The 20,100-nt window shown below is 66.8% G+C and carries 15 protein-coding genes and 1 pseudogene; 9 read left to right on the forward strand and 7 right to left on the reverse strand.

Annotated elements, in window-relative coordinates:
- Position 1 precedes the first annotated feature (1 nt).
- Together G6N09_RS15940 and G6N09_RS15945 are read left to right on the forward strand one after the other, a co-directional pair.
- The gene (locus G6N09_RS15940) at positions 2-772 is read left to right on the forward strand and encodes a MerR family transcriptional regulator (protein ID WP_083022406.1); all 771 of its coding nucleotides are present in this window, start codon (positions 2-4) and stop codon (positions 770-772) included.
- Positions 773-961: 189 nt separating this feature from the next.
- Positions 962-1,672 carry a DUF2652 domain-containing protein gene (locus tag G6N09_RS15945; RefSeq protein ID WP_083022407.1) on the forward strand — a complete coding sequence of 237 codons (711 nt, stop codon included), beginning with the start codon at positions 962-964 and terminating at the stop codon, positions 1,670-1,672.
- Here G6N09_RS15945 and G6N09_RS15950 read toward each other — a convergent pair.
- The 3 genes from G6N09_RS15950 to G6N09_RS15960 are packed head-to-tail and all read right to left on the reverse strand — an operon-like array spanning position 1,669 to position 4,662.
- Positions 1,669-2,355, reverse strand: coding sequence for a cutinase family protein (locus tag G6N09_RS15950; RefSeq protein WP_083022408.1), 687 nt, complete (start codon positions 2,353-2,355; stop codon positions 1,669-1,671). The two genes, G6N09_RS15945 and G6N09_RS15950, sit on opposite strands and share 4 nt — an antisense overlap.
- A 51-nt stretch (positions 2,356-2,406) precedes the next feature.
- Positions 2,407-3,990 carry a Na+/H+ antiporter gene (locus tag G6N09_RS15955; RefSeq protein WP_083022409.1) on the reverse strand — a complete coding sequence of 528 codons (1,584 nt, stop codon included), beginning with the start codon at positions 3,988-3,990 and terminating at the stop codon, positions 2,407-2,409.
- A 39-nt stretch (positions 3,991-4,029) separates the two neighbouring features.
- On the reverse strand, positions 4,030-4,662 hold the full coding sequence (locus G6N09_RS15960; protein ID WP_083022410.1) for a TetR/AcrR family transcriptional regulator: 633 nt from the start codon (positions 4,660-4,662) through the stop codon (positions 4,030-4,032).
- Positions 4,663-4,770: 108 nt separating this feature from the next.
- On the opposite strand from G6N09_RS15960, the gene G6N09_RS15965 reads away from it, so the two are divergent.
- Together G6N09_RS15965 and G6N09_RS15970 are read left to right on the forward strand one after the other, a co-directional pair.
- Positions 4,771-5,805: an aromatic ring-hydroxylating dioxygenase subunit alpha gene (locus G6N09_RS15965; RefSeq protein ID WP_083022503.1), complete on the forward strand. Its 1,035-nt coding sequence runs from the start codon at positions 4,771-4,773 to the stop codon at positions 5,803-5,805.
- Positions 5,802-6,890 (forward strand): NAD(P)H-dependent amine dehydrogenase family protein, encoded by a 1,089-nt coding sequence (locus tag G6N09_RS15970; RefSeq protein WP_083022411.1) that lies wholly within the window; start codon positions 5,802-5,804, stop codon positions 6,888-6,890. Before G6N09_RS15965 ends, G6N09_RS15970 begins: the two co-directional genes overlap by 4 nt.
- 30 nt (positions 6,891-6,920) lie before the next feature.
- Here the strand turns inward: G6N09_RS15970 and G6N09_RS15975 are convergent, their stop codons facing one another.
- The 3 genes from G6N09_RS15975 to G6N09_RS15985 form a co-directional block, all read right to left on the reverse strand.
- A complete protein-coding gene (locus tag G6N09_RS15975; protein ID WP_083022412.1) occupies positions 6,921-7,598 on the reverse strand; it encodes an MPT63 family protein in 678 nt (225 codons plus the stop codon).
- Between the two features lie 107 nt (positions 7,599-7,705).
- Positions 7,706-9,325, reverse strand: a complete 1,620-nt coding sequence (locus G6N09_RS15980) for a serine/threonine protein kinase (RefSeq protein ID WP_083022413.1) — start codon at positions 9,323-9,325, stop codon at positions 7,706-7,708.
- Positions 9,326-9,423: 98 nt separating this feature from the next.
- A complete protein-coding gene (locus G6N09_RS15985; RefSeq protein WP_083022414.1) occupies positions 9,424-10,536 on the reverse strand; it encodes a glycoside hydrolase 5 family protein in 1,113 nt (370 codons plus the stop codon).
- A 112-nt stretch (positions 10,537-10,648) separates the two neighbouring features.
- Here G6N09_RS15985 and G6N09_RS15990 point away from each other — a divergent pair, with 112 nt between their 5' ends.
- Together G6N09_RS15990 and G6N09_RS15995 are read left to right on the forward strand one after the other, a co-directional pair.
- A complete protein-coding gene (locus G6N09_RS15990) occupies positions 10,649-11,485 on the forward strand; it encodes an SDR family oxidoreductase (protein WP_083022415.1) in 837 nt (278 codons plus the stop codon).
- A 30-nt stretch (positions 11,486-11,515) separates the two neighbouring features.
- Positions 11,516-13,096, forward strand: coding sequence for a class I adenylate-forming enzyme family protein (locus G6N09_RS15995; RefSeq protein ID WP_083022416.1), 1,581 nt, complete (start codon positions 11,516-11,518; stop codon positions 13,094-13,096).
- Positions 13,097-13,122: 26 nt separating this feature from the next.
- On the opposite strand, the pseudogene G6N09_RS16000 reads toward G6N09_RS15995, so the two are convergent.
- A pseudogene (locus G6N09_RS16000) lies at positions 13,123-14,510 on the reverse strand (HNH endonuclease signature motif containing protein).
- 198 nt (positions 14,511-14,708) lie between these two features.
- On the opposite strand from G6N09_RS16000, the gene G6N09_RS16005 reads away from it, so the two are divergent.
- From G6N09_RS16005 to G6N09_RS16015, 3 genes are read left to right on the forward strand one after another with little or no spacing between them, the layout of a single operon-like run.
- Entirely contained in the window at positions 14,709-17,060 is a 2,352-nt protein-coding gene (locus G6N09_RS16005; RefSeq protein WP_083022417.1) for a Tex family protein, read from the forward strand.
- Positions 17,061-17,067: 7 nt separating this feature from the next.
- Positions 17,068-18,450 carry an FAD-binding oxidoreductase gene (locus G6N09_RS16010; RefSeq protein ID WP_083022418.1) on the forward strand — a complete coding sequence of 461 codons (1,383 nt, stop codon included), beginning with the start codon at positions 17,068-17,070 and terminating at the stop codon, positions 18,448-18,450.
- Between the two features lie 55 nt (positions 18,451-18,505).
- Positions 18,506-20,065, forward strand: coding sequence for an acetolactate synthase large subunit (locus G6N09_RS16015; RefSeq protein WP_083022504.1), 1,560 nt, complete (start codon positions 18,506-18,508; stop codon positions 20,063-20,065).
- Positions 20,066-20,100: the final 35 nt, after the last annotated feature.

Here is a 20,100-nt window from a genome sequence, read left to right on the forward strand (position 1 = left end):
GGTGACCGAGTACCGGATCGACGATCTTGCCAGACAGGCGGGGACCACCACTCGCAATGTCCGGGTGTATCAGGAGAACGGTCTGCTACCCCGGCCGCAGCGCCGGGGCCGGGTCGCGATCTACACCGATCGGCACCTGCGGCAGTTGCAGGCGATCATTCGGTTGCTCGGCGAGGGATTCACCGTCAAGCACATCCTGAAGTTCCTGACCGGGCTCCAGCGTGGCGACGGTCTGGTCGAGGTCCTAGACCTCGCCGACCTGGGCGAGTTGGTGACGGCACCCTGGTCGCACCCGGTGACGAAAACCATGACCCACGAGCAGTTAGAGGCACGGCTCGGCCGGCTGGATGGGCCGTTGCTGCAGCGCCTGATCACCAGTGCAGTCATCGAGACCACGGACGTCAGCGACGTCTACCGGGTCACCGACACCGATCAGATCGAGGACCTGGCCACATTGTTTTCGCGAGGCATGCCACTGACCGCGATGCTGCAGACCGTTACCGCGGTGGACAAGAAGCTGGACGAAGCGGCCGGACTGCTGACCCGCAGCGGCCACGCCGAGGTGGTGCGCCAGCGTGGACCTGGCTGGTTGCCGGCCAAGGACGACGAGTTCGCCTGGGCCGCCGACCTGGTCGACGCCATGCGCAGGGTGGCCAGGCGTTCGGCGCATGCCAGCCTGGACCGGGCACTTGATGCGGCGGTGCGTGCCGAACTGCGGCAGTATCGACAGCGAAGTGACGAGCACGAGGCCGTCTCCACCCACCCGGAGTAGCGGCCGCGATAGGTCCACAACTTCTCCAGGGGGCAGGCATCAACCTGCGCGATCCGCGTTACTGGCCGAAAGTCGTCCGCGTGCTGCGCGGTCTGTTGCGCATGTCGGGCGCGCCCGACCCCAGCCTCATCCACACCCTGCCGTCGCCGCCCGCCGAGCATTGACGGACCGGACTACAGTGTCGAGTTGATGGCTATTCGGCGCGCGGTACTCGTCATCGCCGACATCGGCGGATACACCGCTTACATGAACTGGAACCGGACACATCTGGTGCATGCCCAGATGGCGGTGGCGGCACTGCTGGAGTCGGTCATCGATGCCGCCAAGGGAATGAAGCTGGCGAAGCTGGAAGGCGACGCCGCGTTCTTCTGGGCTCCCGGCGGCGATGCCCAGGTCTTGGTCAGCGAGCGGTTGGCGCGCATGCACCAGGCATTCCTGGATCGTCGAGCCCGCATCGAGAGCGGCCGCCTCTGCGCCTGCGAGAGCTGCGCGCAGTTGATGAACCTCTCGCTGAAGTTCGTCGCGCACGAGGGCGAAGTTGCCGAGCAGAAGGTTAAGCGGCACACCGAGCTCGCCGGCGTCGACGTCATCCTGGTGCATCGGATGTTGAAGAACCAGGTGCCGTTGCCCGAATACGTGTTGATGACCGATGCTGTCGCGCGGCGGCTGGATGAACCGGTCCGCGCGGTGTGCACACCGCTGGTGCACGACTTCGAGGGCCTGGGCCAGACCTCGACGTACTACCTGGACCTGGCGCACTCGGCGGTGCAACCGTCGGTCAAAGCGATGGGATGGGCAGGCAGGTTGCGGTTCCGCCTGGGGGCACTGCCGTTCCGGTTGGGCACCAAGGAGCCTTGCGAGGGCTTTCGCAGCCTGGGCCGCGACGCCCCCGAAGCCTAGATCCGTCCGGCGACGAAGTCAGCAGCCTGGTTGACCATTCCTGACGAGATGTAAGCGCTGGCCAGGTGTTGCGGCCAGTTCTCCTCCCAGGTGTTGGGGTCGGCGGGGTTGCAGATCGGGTCGGCACCGTGGCACTGCTCGATGGTCCGATCGTTGTAGACCGGGCTGAAGTTCGTGATGGGGCCCACCCATTGACTGCCGTTGCCGAACAGCGCTACCGCGGCGATGTGCTCGTCGGCACCCGGGGGCAGCGGATTGCTGAAGCCGAATGCGGAGAAGGGGACGGCAAGCACCACGTCGGTCACCGCCGCGCCGAGCGAGTAGCCGCCCGGCACGATGCGGGTGTTCGGACATCCGTTGATCGTGTTCTGAATATGGGCGCTCATGTCGTTGGCGCCCTGGTCGATCTGATTGTCTGCGGGGTAGTTCACCGCGTACAGGCTCACGTACTTGGAGGTCTTGGCGCGCAGCGCACTGACGAACGCGTTGCCGATCGCGCCGGCCCCGGGCGATTCGAGGCGTCCGCGGGCGAACACTACCTCCACGTCGGGGCAGGCCGCGCTCGCAGGGGCAACAGCACCCGGGGACCCGGCGGGAATCACGACGGGAGCGGCCACCAAGGCTGCCGCCAGCACCGTGCCCGAGGCGGTGAGTCGCAATCGCCGTACCAAGGAATCGCTCACGATGGGGATAGTAGTGCGCCGTTGTTACCGCGTCGTCACCGACTGGGGGCGCTATTCGGCCTCGGACGGCCCCAACAGGCGCATCTCCTCCAAATCCATCTCGGCCTGCACCTCACGCAAGACGATGTCGTCGATCCGATTTCGGTCGCGCAGTTCGGTGACGGCACCGCGCTGGTATTCCAGGACCCCCAGCTGCACCCGCCGCACCACGTGATCACGCTCGGCTGTGTCGCTGCTCCGATCGGCCACGGCTACCAGTGCAGCCTGATCCTGGTACTCCGTGCGCAACTGGTCCAGGAGTGGTGCGCTGACGCCCAGCTCCTCGGCCACCCGCGGCAACGCTTCCAAGGCGGCTTCGGCGGCCCGGGTCCGTGCCAGATGCAGTTCCTCGGCGTGCGCGGTGTCCTCGGGCATCCGCGCCCAGCGCACCACCGCGGGCAACGTGCTGCCCTGAACCAAAACGGTCACCAGGATCACGACGGACACCACGTAGATGATCAGGTTGCGATCCGGAAAAGGTGTGCCCGCGTGGGTGGTCAACGGCACGGCTAACGCCGCGGCCAGGGAGACCGCGCCACGGAATCCCGCCCAACTCGAGACCGCGCGCTGCCGCCAATCCACCCGGCGCTCGCGCTGCGCCGGGCGCCGATCCAGGACACGCAGCAACAGCGTGGTGATCTCCGACCATGCGATCCGGGTCACGACAACGACAGTGGTGACCGCGAGGGCCAGCACTGTGGCGTGCGCCAAGCCCTCACCGACATTGACGATCCCGTGCACCGCGCCCGGGATCTGTACACCGACGAACACCCACAGTGATCCGTTGATCAGAAAAGTCGTCATGTCCCAGAACGCGAAGGCCTGCAACCGCGAACGAGCGCCGATGACCCGTGGGCCGACGTAACTGAGAACCAGGGCCGACACCAGAACTGCGACGACGCCGCTGCAATGAAATGTCTGAGCCAGCAGGAACGCCGCGAACGGCGTCAAGACGCTCAACGCTGCCTCCTCCAGCGGCGAGTCAATGCGGCGGCGCAGCAGCGTGACCGCCACGCCGACCAGGAGCCCCGCCGCAATGCCGCCGAGGTACGAGCCGACGAAACGGCCCACCAGATCGATGGGGCCGATAGCCGGGCTGCCGACCGCCACCGCGACGGTCACGGCGAACAGCACCAGGGCCGTCCCGTCATTGATGATGCTTTCGGCGCGCAATACCGTCAGCGGCCGACGAGGCAGGTGTTTCGCCAACCCGGCCACCGCAGCGGCGTCGGTGGGAGACAGCACGGCGCCCAGAACCGATGCGGCGTGGGGATCCATCCCCAGCGACCGCGCGGTCCACGACACCGCCAACGCCGTCGCGATCACCAGCCCCACACTGATCAGCACGATCACACGCAGGTTCGCTCGAATCTCGCGAAAGCTGGTGTTCATGCTTTCCCAATAGAGGATGGCCGGCAGGAACAGCAGCAACACGATCTCGCCGTCGAGCTGCGTCTCGCCGAATCGGGGGATCAGGCCCAGCGCACCGCCGAGCAGGATGAGCAGCACGGGCGGCCCGACGCGATACCGCTTGCCCAGGAGCGTGCCCCCGACAACGGTGGCGACGAGCGTGACAACGACGACGAGGCCAAACACCCTCACATCTTTGCGTGGGTGTCCGACTTTCGCAGCCGCTCAGCCGATTCGCGACTGATCCAGATACGCCGCCAGTGCGTTGGTCAGGCCGCGTCGGGCCTCATCGAGATCGGCATAGGAACCCAGTTGGCGTTCGGAGACCAGCCCGCGCATCGCGCCGGGGATGAGGGCGGCCACCTCGCGCACCCGCTGGGGGTCGACACCGAGGCCGGCGAAGGCGGCATGACATGTGGTCAGCCAGCTCTTGCCCCACGAGTACAGCTCTGCCGCGGTGCGCGGATAGAGCCGTTCCAGTTCATGGTGGTCGCGGGGGAGCGCGGCCCGCAGATTCTCTATTGCGCGTGAGTCCGGCGATGCCAGTCCGTCATAGAGCGTGTCGATGATCGCCGCTACTCTTTCCCGCAGTGGCGCTTCGGATTTCACGCTACCGAATGCCGCGATCGCTGCATCGCGACGTTCTGCGGTGCGGTGCAGTACCGCGGCCCAGAAGCCGTCGACGTCGCCGAATTGATACTGCACCGCGCCCCAGGTGGCGCCGCTCTCCTTGGCAATCCTGCTTGCCGACACCGCTCCGGGGTCGCCGGTGGCCAGGGATCGCACCGCGGCGTCCAGCATCGCTTCGCGGGTGGCCTGCCCCCGCTTGTTGGTACGTCGTGTCTCTGCCTGAGCCATCGCGCGAATACTACCAAAATTTACATAGCGACCACTATGATTCTGCTTCTGAGCGAACTATGCTGCGACAGTCGACCCGGTCGGAGACCACAGAGAGGACACGTGGACATGGCCAAACCGCCGTTGTCGATGAACCCGACAGGCTGGTTTCAAGTCGCTTGGTCCGACGAGATCGGCATCGGTGATGTCCACTCCATGAAGTACTTCGGCCGCGAGATGGTCGCCTGGCGTGCCGAGTCCGGTCAGCTCACCGTGATGAACGCCTACTGCGAGCACCTGGGTGCACACCTGGGCTTCGGCGGAACGGTCTGCGGTGAGGTGCTGCAGTGCCCCTTCCACGGCTGGCAGTGGAATTCCCAGGGGCGCAATGTCTGTATTCCCTACCAGGACAAGCCCAACCGCGGGCGGCGCATCACCACCTATCCCGTCATCGAACGCAATGAGTCGGTCTACATCTGGAATGACGCGCAGGGGCGTGAGCCCTATTTCGACGCGCCGGATGTATTCGCCGGCTTCGACGAGCGACGCGCCGCCGACTACTACCCGCAGCAACGCCTGTTTCGTCAGGGGCTGGAGATGCACCCGCAGTACGTGCTGGAGAACGGCGTGGACTTCGCCCACTTCAAGTACGTACACCAGACCCCGATCGTGCCGGTCTTCACCCGCCACGACTTCGACGAACCGGTGTCCTACGTCGACTTCACCATCACCTTCGAAGGCGATGACGGCCAGAGGATCGAGGACGTCAACAGCGGCGTAGAGGCCATCAACGGCGGCTTGGGCATCGCGGTGACCAAGAGCTGGGGGATGATCGACAACCGCACCATCTCGGCGATCACGCCGGTCGACGACTCCACCTCGGACATCCGCTTCATGGTCTACATCGGCCGGACACCGGGCGCCGATCCCGCGCGCGCCGAGGCCAGAGCCGGCGACTTCGGCCGCGAAGTGATCCGGCAGTTCGAGCAGGACATCCACATCTGGTCGCATCAACGCTATTCGGACCCGCCGGCTCTGGCGACCGCCGAATACGAGGGCTTCACCGCAATTCGGCAGTGGGCCAAACAGTTCTATCCCGACGGCATCGGTGGCAGTGCCGCTGAAGTCGCTGAACTCACCGCGCAGAGAGGTTTCACCGCATGAATGCAGCCGCCACACCCATCCGGGTCTTCCAGGTCGCCACCGGAAACGTCGGAACCGAGATGATCCGGCGTTTCGCTGCCCGCGATGACCTCGAATTGGTAGGCGTGCACTGCTATTCGCCGGACAAGATCGGCAAAGACGCCGGCGAACTGGCCGGGATCGCGCCCAACGGGGTGATCGCGACGGGCAGTGTCGAGGAGATCATCGCCGCCACACCCGATGTCCTGACCTTCCACGGGGTGTTCCCCGACGAGGACCTCTATGTCGCGATCCTGGAGGCGGGCATCAACATCGTCACCACCGCCGACTGGATCACCGGCTGGCACCGCGATACCAACCACCCCCATCCATCGGGCAAACCGGTGACTGCGCTGTTGGCCGAAGCCTGCGAAAAGGGTGGTGCGACCTTCTACGGCACCGGGATGAACCCGGGTGTCAATCAGATTCTGGGCGTGGTGTGTTCGGCCGATGTCGCCGAGATCGAGAACATCACCACCATCGAGTCGGTGGACGTGTCCTGTCACCATTCCAAAGACACCTGGATCGAGGTGGGCTACGGCCAACCGGTGGATGACCCCGAGATCCCGGCCAAGTTGGAGAAGTTCACCCGGGTGTTCGCCGACAGTGTGCTGATGATGGCCGACTGCTTCGACCTGACCCTCGATGAAGTCGCGTTCAGCTACGAACTGGGTGCCTGCACGCGGGACGTCGACCTGGGCTGGTACACCCTGCCCAAGGGATCGCTGGGCGGCAACTACATCAAGTATCAGGGCATGGTCGATGGTGTGCCGCGAGTGGAGACGCACCTGGAGTGGCAGATGACCCCGTTCACCGAACCGAACTGGAACATCAAGGGCTGCTACATCACACGGGTCACCGGTGACCCGTGTGTCTACAACAAGCACATGATCTTTCCCAAGCCCGGCGTGGACCTGTCCAACCCGGACAACTTCGCCTCGATCGGCATGACGGTCACCGGACTGCCCGCACTCAACGCGATCAAATCGGTGGTCGCGGCCCCGCCCGGCCTGCTGACCAGTGCCGACCTGCCGTTGCGCGGATTCGCCGGGCGCTTCAAGCCCTAGGCGTCACAGGCGTCCCCCGCGCCCTCTCGGCTAGGGGGTCCCGGCGGGAAGTGGTGTCCCGGAACTACCTTCGGTCAGGGGGGTTCCGGAACTGCTGGGCGGGGGCGCGGCCGGTGCAGGGGTCGCGGGGCGTGCCGGAGCGACACGCGCAGGCGCGGGCGGCGGGGCTCGATGGGTGCCGCCGCTCGCCGGGAGCTGGGAGCCACTCGAGGAAGCCGGGGGCTGCGGCGCCGGCACCACCCATTGGATCAGGTCGTTGCCGCCGGTCTGATAAACCATGCTGTTCGGGGCGTCACCGGTGACGTCGAAGTAGACCTTGCCGCTGGTCTTCTGGCCCTGGGTGAGTCCGGTCGGAACGATGCCCTGGGGGGTGGGCACGGTGAACAGGGCCTGATAGTTCTGGCCGCTGGCCGAACGAGCACTGAAGTTGGAGACGATCGGGAACACAGTGCCCTGGATCGCCTCGTCGGTGGCGGTGGCCTCCCACAAGGCGCCGCGCGGCTGGTAGGGGATCGCGTCGGAACTGGGCCGCAGATCAACCACCGTCCAGCCGTGGACGCCGGGGCCTTCGGTCAAGGTGCCCTGGGTGCCGATCGCCTGGGTGTTCGGCGCCGGGGCCGGGTCGGGGTCGGCGCCAGCGATCCCGGTGCCGAGGGCGCCCGCGGCTGCCAGGGCTCCCACGGCCAGGGCGGTCGAGATGGACTTCATGGGTCTCACTCCTCAAATCGGCTGTATCCCGACGAACGTGATCTTGGAATTATCTCGATCGTAACCGGCGACGGATCAGGCTACCCAGAAACGAGCCCGGACTACGGTCAGGAGTGCGAACTCCACCACGTGTAGAACTGCTCCAGGGTCGGAGTGTTGCGTTCGGTCCGCAACGATCCGATCACCAGGTTGGCGTCGTTGGTCCACACCAGCACCGGTGACCCCTGACGCGTACCGCACAGCAAGGTTCCGGCCGTCTTGTCCGGGGTGGCGGTGCGGTGCCAGGCGCCCGGCGACTGGATTCGGCCCGGACAGGTGACGACGTTGGTGGCGTCGACGGTGTCGCCGAAGCTCTGGCGCAGCGCTGCGGTATCGGGAAAGAGTGTGTAGGTGGCCGTCGGCGGTCCGTCGACGTCGACGTTGCGACCACAGGTCACTTCCGCGATCGCTCCACCCGAAGGCGTGGCCGGGGTGCAGGTGCCCGGCGGATAGCCCGACGGCAGCAGTTTGAGCAGCCTCGCCTGCGCCTCGGCCGGTGAGACCGTGGTGGTGGGTTCGCTGGCGCCGGCGGCAGACCTGGTGGTGTCGGTGCCCGAGTCGTCGGAGCCCGATCGGTTGGTCATCCAGGTGATCAATCCGATGACTAGAAGCAACGCCGCCCCGATCCGCAGCAGCCGCTTGCGTTTGTCGGGGTCATGTTGCAGACCCGCCCGGGGTGGCGGCGTCTCGGTGGCTTCCGGTGTCGGCGCAACAGGTGCCTCGGTCGGCTGGGGTGGTTCCGCGGGCATCGGCTCGGCCGTCGCCGCGGGCGTGCCCGGCTGTACCTGCTCGATCAGCGGCGGGGTGGACTGCTGACTGGCCTCGTAGATCTGCAGGGTCCGGTGCTGATCGGGTGCGCTCAACGCCTGGTAGGCGGCGGTCGCCAGCTCTGCGGCGCTGCTATAGCGTTCCCGCGGATCCTTGGCCATCCCGGTGGCGACCACTTCGTCGAAGGCGGCGGGAATGGTGGTCCCGGCAAGGCTGGGCCGCGGAATCGGCTTGGTCTGGTGCGCGTTGGACAACATCGTGAAGCTGTCGGCGCGGTAGGGCGGTGAACCCGTCAAACACTGGTAAAGCACGCATGCCAGGGCATAGACATCGACGGCCGGGCCGAAGTCGTCGCCGGAGAACAGCTCCGGTGCGGCGTACTTCCAACGGGCACCGGCGTTCTCGGCGTCGGCCGCGTCTGCCCCGGGGGCACCTGCGAGCCCGAAATCCACCAGGTAGACGAAGTCGTCACTGGTCAGCAGAATGTTGCGCGGCTTGACGCCTCGATGGATGACGCCAGCGCTGTGCGCGGCATCCAGGGCTGAGGCCGCCTGCCAGATGACGTTCACCGCGCGTGATGGGGGCAGTACGCCGGTGCGCTTCAATATCGCGGCCAAGTCGCTGCCCGCGACCAGGGGCATGTCCATGAACACCTGGCCGTCGAGTTCGCCGTAGTCACGGATCGGGACCACATGCGGCTCCTGCACCCGCCCGACGACCAGCGCCTCCCGCTGCAGCCAGTCGCGGAACGCGGGATTGCCGCCCAACCCCGGTGCCAGCAGTTTGAGTGCGGCGGTGCGGTCCTTGTGAGTGTCGAACGCCTCGTAGACCTCACCGGTGGTGCCGTGGCCCAGCAGTCGCTTGAGAAGGTAACGGCCCACCCGTGACCCAGCCCGCGAACCCGACGCGGTCTCGTTCATCACCGACTCCTCACGGCTAACCCCAGGAAACCCGGCCACCGAACTGCGTGCCCGACGGCATTGCCGGTAATGATTTCATCATCGAACCCGGTGGCGGGTCAGCGCCCGGTGAGGTTGCTGATCGTCATGATCTCCATATTGCGATACGCGCGACCGGTGGGCTGCACCAGATCGTGGAACCACACCTGCGGCTCTGCGGTGTAGGGATGGTCCCAGGAGTCCCACGGCAGGTAGGTCTGTGTCCGCCCGGCGACGAAGCCCCAGTTGTAGGCCCCCACGTTGTGGCGCTTCATGATGGGCAGAATCCCGTCGATGGTGTTGCCACGGGTGCGGGCCAGGTACTCGGTGCACATCATCGGCCTGCCCAGCGGCGCCAGTTCGGCGATGCGTTCACTGAACGTCGCCGGCTTGTCGTAGGAGTGGAAGGTGATGACGTCGGAGCTGTAGAGCTGGGTGTTGACGATCGTGCTGCCCTGACGTGAGCCCTCCCATATGCCGCTGGTCAAGGGCTGGCGGGCGTCCACGGACCGCGCCCAGGTGAACACCTGGGGCAGCAGATCGCTGATGAGATCCAGTTTGTCCGACCGCTCGACGGCGCTGTACTCGCGTGCCATGTTGTCCGGCTCGTTCCACAGATCCCAGGCCAGGATCCGCTCGTCGTAGCGGAACTGGGACATCACCCCGGTGACGTAGTCATACAACGTGCGGTAGTAGTTGCGATCGCCCAGCCGGTCGGCGCCGGGGCTCTGCACCCAGCGTGAGTTGTGGATCCCCACCCGGGGTGCGGGCTGCGCGCCGGCCTTGGGATGCGGGTCCCAGCAGGAATCGAACAGCACAAACATCGGCTTGATGCGGTGGCGAGCGGCGACGGAGACGAACTGGCCCAGCCGGTACTGGAAGCCCCTCTGATCGGCGGCCCACAGTTGGTCGTGCAGGAAGACCCGGACGGTGTTGAATCCCGCTGACTGGGCCCAGCCGAGCTCGGCGTCGATCCGGCGCAGATCGAAGGTGGCCGGCTGGAACATCTCCAGCTGATTGACCGCCGTGGAGGTGATGTAGTTGGAGCCGACCGGCCAACCCTGCGCCTGATACCAGCGATTCACCCGTTCGATGGACCACCGGCCCGGGTCCGCGCCGGCGCGCGGGAGCCGGCTCAATGTGGGACCCGCCGCCAGCAGAAGGGGGAGCCCCAGTGCCGTTCGACGCTTCACGAAGTAAACATAACGTCCGGATGTGTTACCGGGCGCTCGAACGCGCCGCCTGTCGCCGAGCAAATCGGGCGGCCGTAACAGGTGCGGCGTTGGCCACCTAAACTGGCCGACTATGTCGCAGCACTTGCAGGGCAAGGTCGTCGTCATCACCGGTGCCGGCGGTGGATTCGGCAAACTGATCGCCGAGAAATGCGCCGCCGCCGGGGCCCACGTCGTCGGCGTCGACATCGGCGCCGAAGGCCTGGCTGAGGTCTTCGAGGGGATCCGCGAGGCCGGCCTGTCTGGCACCTATCAGGTGGCCGACGTCACTGACATCGAGCAGATGCAAGCCGCGGTGCAGCACGCGGTGCACACCTTCGGCGCGGTCGACGTGATCGTCAACAATGCGGGCGTGATGCCGCTCGCCTACTTCGCCGATCACGAGAAGGCGTGGCCGCATTGGCACCGGGCGATCGACATCAACATCAAGGGCGTGGTCAACGGGATCTCTGCCGTCTATGACCAGATGATCGCCCAGGGCCGCGGTCACGTCGTCAACATCTCGTCGATCTACGGCAATGCCGGTATCGCCGGGTCGGGGGTGTACAGCGCGACCAAGGCGGCGGTCGCCGTGTTGTCGGATTCGCTGCGCAGCGAGGCCAAGGGAAAGATCAAGGTGACCACGGTCAAGCCGACCGGAGTCCTGGGAACCAATCTGGGCAAGGGTGTGGTCAACGGCTCGGCGATCCTGGGCATCGTCGGTTCCCGCGGCCAGGGTTACATGGAATCGGTGACGGCGTTCGCCAAGGGAACCCTGGCCCCGGAACAGACTGACGTCGACTCGGTGAAGTACTGGCTGATCACCCCCGAAGACCTCGCCGAGGCGGTGGTCCACGTGATCGACCAGCCCTGGGGCATCAGTATCAGCGACATCACCGTCCGGGCCAGCGGCGAAGACTACATCTACTGACCATCGAGTGACCGAAGGCGGTACGCGACGATGTCTCCCGAGATCGACTGGGAATCGCCTGCATACACCGCCGCCGAGGTCGCCCACTACCACGCCGTCGGCTGGTGGTCGCAGCGCACACTGTCAGACGCGGTACGCCACAACGCAAGACACTTCCCCGACCGGGACGCCTACGTCGACTACCCCGGCGCGGGGTTGACCTGGCCGCAATTCGACTCCGCGGCGGACGCGCTCGCGGCACGACTGGCCGCTGCGGGCGTAGGACCCGGCAATCGCATCGCTGTGTGGCACGGTGACTCTGCCGCCATCCACGTGCTGTTCGTGGCGATCGAGCGCTGCGGCGCGGTGGTCGTGGGCATCGGTGCACGGGCTGGAACCCGTGAGGTCGGCGCGATTCTGGCCGCCTCCCAGGCTCAACTGCTCATCACCGACCACCAGCGTCTCGACACCGCGGCCGGGCTGGGGATCGCGACCGTGAGCATCGAGGCACTCAAGGCCGCGACTGACATCGGTGCGCCGGGTCAGCCGCTGGGGGCAGACGACGTCTTCCTGATCAACTCGACCTCGGGGACCACCGGGCTGCCCAAGTGTGTGGTGCACACCCAGAACCGTTGGTACTACTTTCACCAGCTGGCTGTCGCCAACGGCCAACTGAGCTCCGACGATGTCTTCCTGCCCATCATCCCGACCCCGTTCGGCTTCGGAATCTGGACCAGTCACGTGACGCCGATACACCTGGGCGCCACCGCCATCCTGCTGGACCGCTTCAGCGCGGCCGCCACCTGCGCCGCCATAGAGCGGCACCGGGTGACCGTATTGTGCTGCGTCAGCACCCAATTGACCATGATCATGGCCGACGCAGCCAGCCGTGAGTTCGATCTGAGTTCGCTGCGGGTGGTCTACACCGGGGGAGAGGCGTTGCCCTACCGGCCGGCCGCAGAATTCGAGGCGCTGACCGGGGCAAAGATCTTGCAGTTCTACGGCTCCAACGAGACCGGGGTGCTCAGCGCAACCACGCTCAAGGACCCCTTGGAGCGGCGGTTGCGGACCGGCGGGCGGATCGTCGCTGAGATGGCTGTTCGGCTGTTCGGGGGTGAGGACGGCAATACCGACGTGACCGACACCGGTAGCGGCCAGCCCGCGTGCCGGGGACCTGCCACCAGTTTGGGGTATCTGAACGGCGTTGATCACGACAAATTGTTCACCGCCGACGGCTGGATGCGCATGGGAGACATCTGCGAGATCGACGCCGACGGCTACCTGCGCGTCACCGGCCGAACATCGGACTTCATCCTGCGCGGCGGCAAGAACATCAGCGCCGCCCAAGTGGAGGATGCCGTCATGACGCATCCGGCGATTGCGGTGGCGGCGGCCGTGCCGATGCGTGACGAGGTGTTCGGCGAAAAGGTCTGCGTGTATATCGAGCTTGCCGATGCTGAACTCACGGGCGCACGCAGCCTGGAGCTGGCTGAGCTCGTCGAGCATTTGCTGGAGCTCGGGGTGTCCAAAGAGCTTCTGCCCGAACGGCTTGTCGTCATTGATCACTTGCCGCGCTCGTCCGGGGGCAAGATCGCCAAGGGGCAGCTGCGTCAGATTAGTGGCCATTCGTAGCCCCGATAACCCTGCGATGCCCGCGGCTATGGATCTGGGTCGGAATTCAGGAGCTCCTCTGGATGGTGCAGATGGTTGATCTGCGGGGGAGCAGTGCCGTCAGTCCAGGCCAGCCGGCCTTGTTTGGTGACCACGGTCAGTAGGTCGCCACGGGTTGCGCCGCCGTGATCGGGTCCGCAGCCAAAGTAGAGCTCGTCGGCGTTGGTCTTCCCGTCCCGGGCCCAGGCGGTCGAATGATGGACTTCGCAGCGGTATCCGGGTTCCGAACAGTTCGGTCGGGTGCAACCGCGGTCGCGGGCGTGGCAGATGATCCGGTGATCCAATGTCGCGATTCGCTTGCTGCGGCCCAGGTACAGCGGCCGTTCGGAGTGGTTATCGAAGACCGCCAAGTAGTGAATCGAGTTAGCTGCCATGCGGATCAGGTCACGCATCGGCAGGCGGCTTCCGCCGCCGGTGCGGGCAGGGCCTGGCATCGGGACACCCGGGTCGGCCATGGCGCGGGCTGCCTGGTCGAGGTCGGCGAGCTTAGTGGTGACGATGACGGTCACGGGGATACCGCGGTGGGTGCCGATGGCGCCGGACTCGATGCCGTGGCGCAGAGCCAGTGTGAGTGCGTCATGACAGCGTTGCCCCGACGATCGAGTATCGCGGTCGGCGGAGTCGTCGGGTTGGCGGTGGCCGGGGCGAACCGCAGCGATGACGGCTTCGAGGTAGGCGCGGGCTTCGGGGTCGATGCAACCGGTGAGCCGGCTCATCCCGTCGTGGCCCTGGCGGCCCAGGACAAGGTTGCGCCGCCGTGCCCGGTCCTCGTCGGTGAAGTTGCCGTCGGGGTTCAGGACGTCGGCGATGGCGTACCCCAGGGCGGTTACGAAGGCGGCGTCGTGTTTGCCGGCATGACGCACCAGGGTGCGTTCGGCGGCCTGGCGATCGGCGGTTGCGACGCTGGCGGGCAGCTGGTCGAGGGCGGTGATGACGGACTTGATGTGGTCATCACCGATACGGCCGTCCTCGACAGCAGCGGCGACTTCGGGAAGGTCCGGCGGGGCCGGGGGGCCGGTCAGGTTGCGCCGCGGCCGTATTCGGGCCGCGATGCGGAACCGGCGCCGAACCTCCGTCCGAGCGATGCGCAGGCGCGACCACAGTAGGTCGGCGACCTTGGTGTCGGCGGGCAGTCGCGGGTCGTCGGGGCCATCGGCCGGATCGGCGATCTCGCCGAAGATGCGGTAGGACAGGCCACGGTTGACTCGGTGCTGGTCTCAAGATGTTCGGCGATCTCGACGCGAAACGCGTTGCCCACCACGTCTGTGTCGGCGCCCCGCAGCCGGTTCTGGGCGCCGTCGATCAGTGCCAGGTCCGCACGGATCGCTGCACGCGCAGCCGCGGCCGGGGCAAGGACCTGAGCGGGATTCGACACGTCCTCAATCTATCGAACAAATGTTCTACAGCCAGTGGTCGAATGGTGGTTTGTGGATGAACCGGGCAACTGTGGATAGATCCGGTCGGCACGCCTAGACGCCGACGTGGGCGGCATCGTAGACACCCTGCGTACGGTCAAAAGTCACGCCGTGCCGCACACGGGAACTGTCAGCGCCGTTCGGTAGGGTCCGTCGGCGTGAGCGCGAACGTGACCCTCAAACCGGTGAATACCCGTATTGCAGACGAACTGGCGGTGGCCGAGCGGCAGGTGGCGGCAGCCGTCGCGCTTCTCGATGAGGGGGCGACGGTGCCGTTCATCGCCCGCTACCGCAAAGAGGTGACCGGCAGCCTTGACGATGGCCAGTTGCGCACCCTGGAGGAGCGGCTGCGCTACCTGCGCGAACTTGACGACCGTCGAGCTGCGGTCCTGTCGTCGATCGAAGAACAGGGCAAGCTCACCGACGATCTGCGCAACGCGCTGCTGTCAGCCGACACCAAGGCCCGCGTCGAGGACATCTACCTGCCCTACAAGCCCAAACGACGCACCAAGGCGCAGATCGCCCGCGAGGCCGGCTTGGAGCCGCTGGCCGACCGACTGCTCGCCGATCCCACACTGGACCCCCAGCAGCTCGCCGCGGAATACACCGGCGAGGAGGTCGCCGACGCCGCGGCAGCCCTGGAAGGCGCCCGGGCGATCCTGGTCGAGCGGGCCGCCGAGGATGCCGAGCTGGTGGGAGCGGTCCGCGAGAAGTTCTGGTCGGCCGGAACACTGCGGACCATGCCGCGCTCCGAAGATGCTGCCAAGAGTGCTGCAGCACAGAAATTCCGCGACTACTTCGAGTTCAGTGAAGCGCTCGAGACCATGCCGTCGCATCGGGTCTTGGCGGTGTTGCGCGGCGAGAAGGAGGACGCCCTGGCGCTGGCCTTCGACGGCGGCGACAACCTGCCGTACCACGCGATGGTGGCCTCGTCGCTGGGCGTGGACATGACCGCGCCCGGCCAGGCCACGGCCTGGCTGGCCGACACCGTGCGGTGGGCGTGGGACACCCGGTTGGCTTTCTCGGCGGCCGTCGACGCCCGAATGCGCTTGCGGCAACGTGCCGAGCAGGACGCAGTGGCAGTGTTCGCCAAGAACCTCAAGGACCTGCTGTTGGCGGCGCCGGCGGGCAACCGCACCACGCTTGGCCTTGACCCGGGCTTTCGGACCGGAGTGAAGGTCGCCGTCGTCGACGGCACCGGCAAGGTCGTCGATACCTGCGCGATCTTCCCGCACCAACCGCAGCGGCAGTGGGATCAGGCCAAGGCGGCACTGGCCGCCCTGGTGGCCCGCCATGGTGTCGATCTGATCGCCGTCGGCAACGGCACCGCGTCGCGGGAGACCGACGCCCTGGCCGCCGAGCTGATCGCCGACCTTCAGTCGGCCGGTGCCCCTGCACCGGTCAAGGCGATGGTGAGCGAGGCCGGCGCTTCGGTGTATTCGGCGTCGGCATACGCCGCGCACGAGCTTCCCGGCCTCGACGTCACCCTGCGTGGGGCGGTCTCGATCGCTCGACGGCTGCAGGACCCGCTGGCCGAGCTGGTCAAGATCGAGCCCAAGTCGATCGGCGTCGGCCAATATCAGCATGACGTGACACCGGGGACCCTGGCGCGCAGCCTCGATGCGGTGGTCGAAGACGCGGTGAACGCCGTGGGCGTAGACCTCAACACCGCCTCGGCTCCGTTGCTGGCCAAGGTGTCGGGGGTGTCGGAGTCCTTGGCTGAGGCCATCGTGGCCCACCGCGACCAGACCGGCCCATTCCGCAGTAGGGGCGCCTTGCTCGACGTGCCACGGCTGGGGCCCAAGGCATTCGAACAGTGTGCCGGGTTCCTGCGGATCCGCGACGGAGATGACCCGCTGGATTCCTCGGGGGTGCACCCGGAGGCCTATCCGGTGGTCCGGCGCATCCTGGACCGCTCGGGCGTGTCCCTGGCTGAGATCATCGGTGATGAAAGAACATTGCGATCGCTGCAACCCGGCGACTTTGCCGACGAGCGGTTCGGGGTTCCCACCGTCACCGATATCCTGGCCGAGCTCGAGAAGCCCGGACGCGACCCGCGGCCGGCTTTCTCCACGGCGACGTTCGCGGCGGGAGTGGAGAAGGTGGGCGACCTCAAAGTCGGCATGGTGCTGGAGGGGGTGGTGACCAATGTCGCCGCCTTCGGGGCCTTTGTCGACGTCGGGGTGCACCAGGACGGCCTGGTGCATGTCTCGGCCATGGCAGACCGCTTCGTCTCCGATCCGCATGAGGTGGTCCGATCTGGCCAGGTGGTGAAGGTCAAAGTCGTCGACGTCGACGTCGACCGCCAGCGCATCGGGCTGACGCTGAGGCTGGGAGACAAGTCGGCCGACAAGCCTGCCCGCGGCCCGGCGGCCAAACCGGCTGCGCGAGTCGACACCGCCAAGCAGAATCGTGGGCGGCGTCCCGGCAACAGTGCTGGGCGCCGGGACGCGGCACCGGCGGGCGGGTCGATGGCTCAGGCGCTTCGTGACGCCGGATTCGGAAAGTAGGGACGCCATGGGCACGGTAGACGCCGACGCCACGCGCAGGTTCGCCGACATTGTCGGAGCAGCGGGACTTCTGACCGGTGAGCAGATCGGTCCCGATTACGGCCACGACGAGGCGCTCGTCGGGGCCCCGGTGCTGCCGCGCTATGTCGCTCGTCCCCAGACCGCCGAGCAGGTGGCGGCGCTGTTGGCCGCGGCGACCGAGGCCAAGGTGCCGGTGACCGCCCGCGGTTCGGGCACCGGCATGTCGGCCGGGGCGCGACCGTGCCCCGAGGGCCTGCTGATCTCCTTCGAGCGGATGAACGCGATCCTGGAGATCGACACCGACAATCAGGTCGCCGTGGTGCAGCCCGGGGTCACGCTGGCAGACCTCGATATCGCGACGGCCCAGGCGGGGCTGATGTACACCGTCTTCCCCGGCGAGCTGTCGGCCAGCATCGGCGGAAACGTCGGTACCAACGCCGGCGGCATGCGCGCGGTCAAGTACGGGGTGACCCGCAACAATGTGCTTGGGCTGCAGGCAGCGCTGCCGACCGGCGAGCTGATCCGTACCGGCGGGCGAATCACCAAGTTGTCCACCGGTTATGACCTGACTCAGCTGATCATCGGTTCGGAGGGTACGTGTGCCCTGGCCACTGAGGTCACCGTGCGGCTCTATCCCCGCCTCGGGCACTCTGCCACGCTGCTGGCGCCGTTCAGCGATCTGCCGGCGGTGATGCGAGCGGTTCCGGAAGTCGTGCGCAGCGGAGTGGATCCGGTGATCCTCGAATACGTCGACAAACTCACCCTGGCGGCGATCAGTTACTCGCAGAGTCTGAACCTGGGTATCCCAGACACGGTGCGTGAGACCGCGGAGGCGTACCTCGTTGTGGGAGTGGAGAACCGCGATCGCGAACGTCTCGATGACGATGTCGCCATGCTGGGTGAACTTCTGGCCTCGCTCGGTGCCGTTGATGTCTATGTGCTTGAGGGCAATTCGGCGCATGCGCTGATCGAGGCCCGGGAGAAGGCGTTCTGGACGGCAAAGGCGGCCGGCGCCCACGACGTCATCGACGTGGTGGTCCCGCGGGCGATGATGCACCAGTTCCTCACCAAGGCACAGGGATTCGCGCAAGCCGCAGGGGCCGGTGTGGTCGGCTGTGGACATGCCGGCGACGGTAACGTCCATCTGGCGGTGTTCTGCGCCGATGACGAGATCCGGCACGGACTGCTGCACGACATCTTCGCGGCCGCCATGGCCCTCGGCGGAGCCATCTCCGGAGAGCACGGTTTGGGCAGGGTCAAGACGCAGCATTTCCTGGAGCTGGAGGACCCGGTGAAGATCGCCCTCATGCGCCGGATCAAGGACGCCTTCGACCCCGCCGGGATCTTGAACCCCGGCGTGCTTCTATAGGCAGCAGATCGCGAGCGTTCCTCTTACCCCGGTGCCCGGCAAGAAAGGCAGCCACATGACAAACGGAGCCCAGGCCCTGATCGCCACTCTGGTCGACAGCGGGGTGCAGGTCTGCTTCGCCAATCCCGGAACCTCGGAGATGCACTTCGTGGCCGCCTTGGACTCGGTGCCGCAGATGCGCGGGGTGTTGTGCCTCTTCGAAGGTGTGGTGACCGGGGCCGCGGACGGGTATGCCCGGGTGGCGGAGAAACCGGCTGCCACCCTGTTGCACCTGGGACCAGGGTTGGGCAATGGCCTGGCCAACCTGCACAACGCGCGACGTGCGCACGTGCCGATGGTCAACGTGATCGGTGATCACGCCACCTATCACAAGAAGTACGACGCGCCGCTGGAGTCCGACATCGAGCCGCTGACCGACTGGACTCACGGCTGGTCGCGGCGCACCGGTGCCGGTGGTGACGTGGGGCGCGATGCCGCAGAGGCGGTCGCGGCGTCGATGGCCAGTCCGGCGCTGGTGGCCAACCTGATCCTGCCTGCCGACATCTCCTGGGAAGACGGGGCGCAGGCGGCCGGACCGGTGGAACCGGTACCCGCAGCTGCCCCCGACCCACAGGCCGTCGCCGAAGTCGCCGCTGTCCTGGGCAGCGGCGAGCCCGTGGCCATCCTGATCGGCGGGCCCGCCGTCTCCGACATCCGAGCCCTGGAAGCCGCCGACCGGATCGCCGCCGCGACCGGGGTGCGCGCACTGATCGAGACCTTCCCGGCGCGGCTCGTCCGCGGCGCGGGGGTGCCGGCGATCGACCGGCTCGGCTATCTGGCCGAGCAGGCGGCCTTCCAGCTGGACGGCGTCAAACATCTGGTGGTGGCCGGCACTCGCTCGCCGGTGTCGTTCTTCGCCTACCCGGGCAAGCCGAGTGACCTGGTTCCCGAGGGCTGCGTCGTGCACAATCTGGCTGGCCTGGAGACCGACGTGGTAGCCGCCCTGGAGCAGTTGGCCGAAGCGGTGGCACCCGGGGTGCAGCCGCGGCCCGCGCCCGCCGCCGTCCCCGAACTGCCGGCCGGGCCGCTCACCCCGCAGAACTGGGTGCAGGTGATCGGGGCGCTGCTGCCCGACAACGCGATCATCTCCGACGAATCCAACACCTCGGGCCTGATGCTGCCTGCCGCCACCGCAGGTGCACCGCGTCACGACGTCCTCACTCTCACCGGCGGGGCTATCGGTCAGGGTCTGCCGGTCGCGCTGGGTGCGGCTGTGGCTGCCCCGGACCGGCCGGTGATCGCGCTGCAGGCCGACGGCAGCGCGGCCTACACCATCTCCGCACTGTGGACCATGGCGCGCGAGAACCTGAATATCACCACGGTGCTGATCAACAACAGCGCCTACGCGATCCTGCGCTTGGAACTGGCCCGGGTCGGCGCCGAAGGTGGCGGGCCCAAAGCAAACGACCTGCTTGACCTGTCGCGGCCCAACATGGACTTCGCCAAGATCGCCGAGGGATTCGGTGTACCGGCGACGGTCGCCACCACCTGTGAGGAACTCGCCGAGCAGTTCAGCCGGGCCGTCGCCGAGCCGGGGCCGCATCTGATCGATGCGCGGATTCCGACCCTGTTCTGACCGGAGCGCTGTCCAAACAACCGTGGCTGGGGCGG

This window comes from Mycolicibacter minnesotensis, assembly GCF_010731755.1.
GTDB lineage: Bacteria > Actinomycetota > Actinomycetes > Mycobacteriales > Mycobacteriaceae > Mycobacterium > Mycobacterium minnesotense.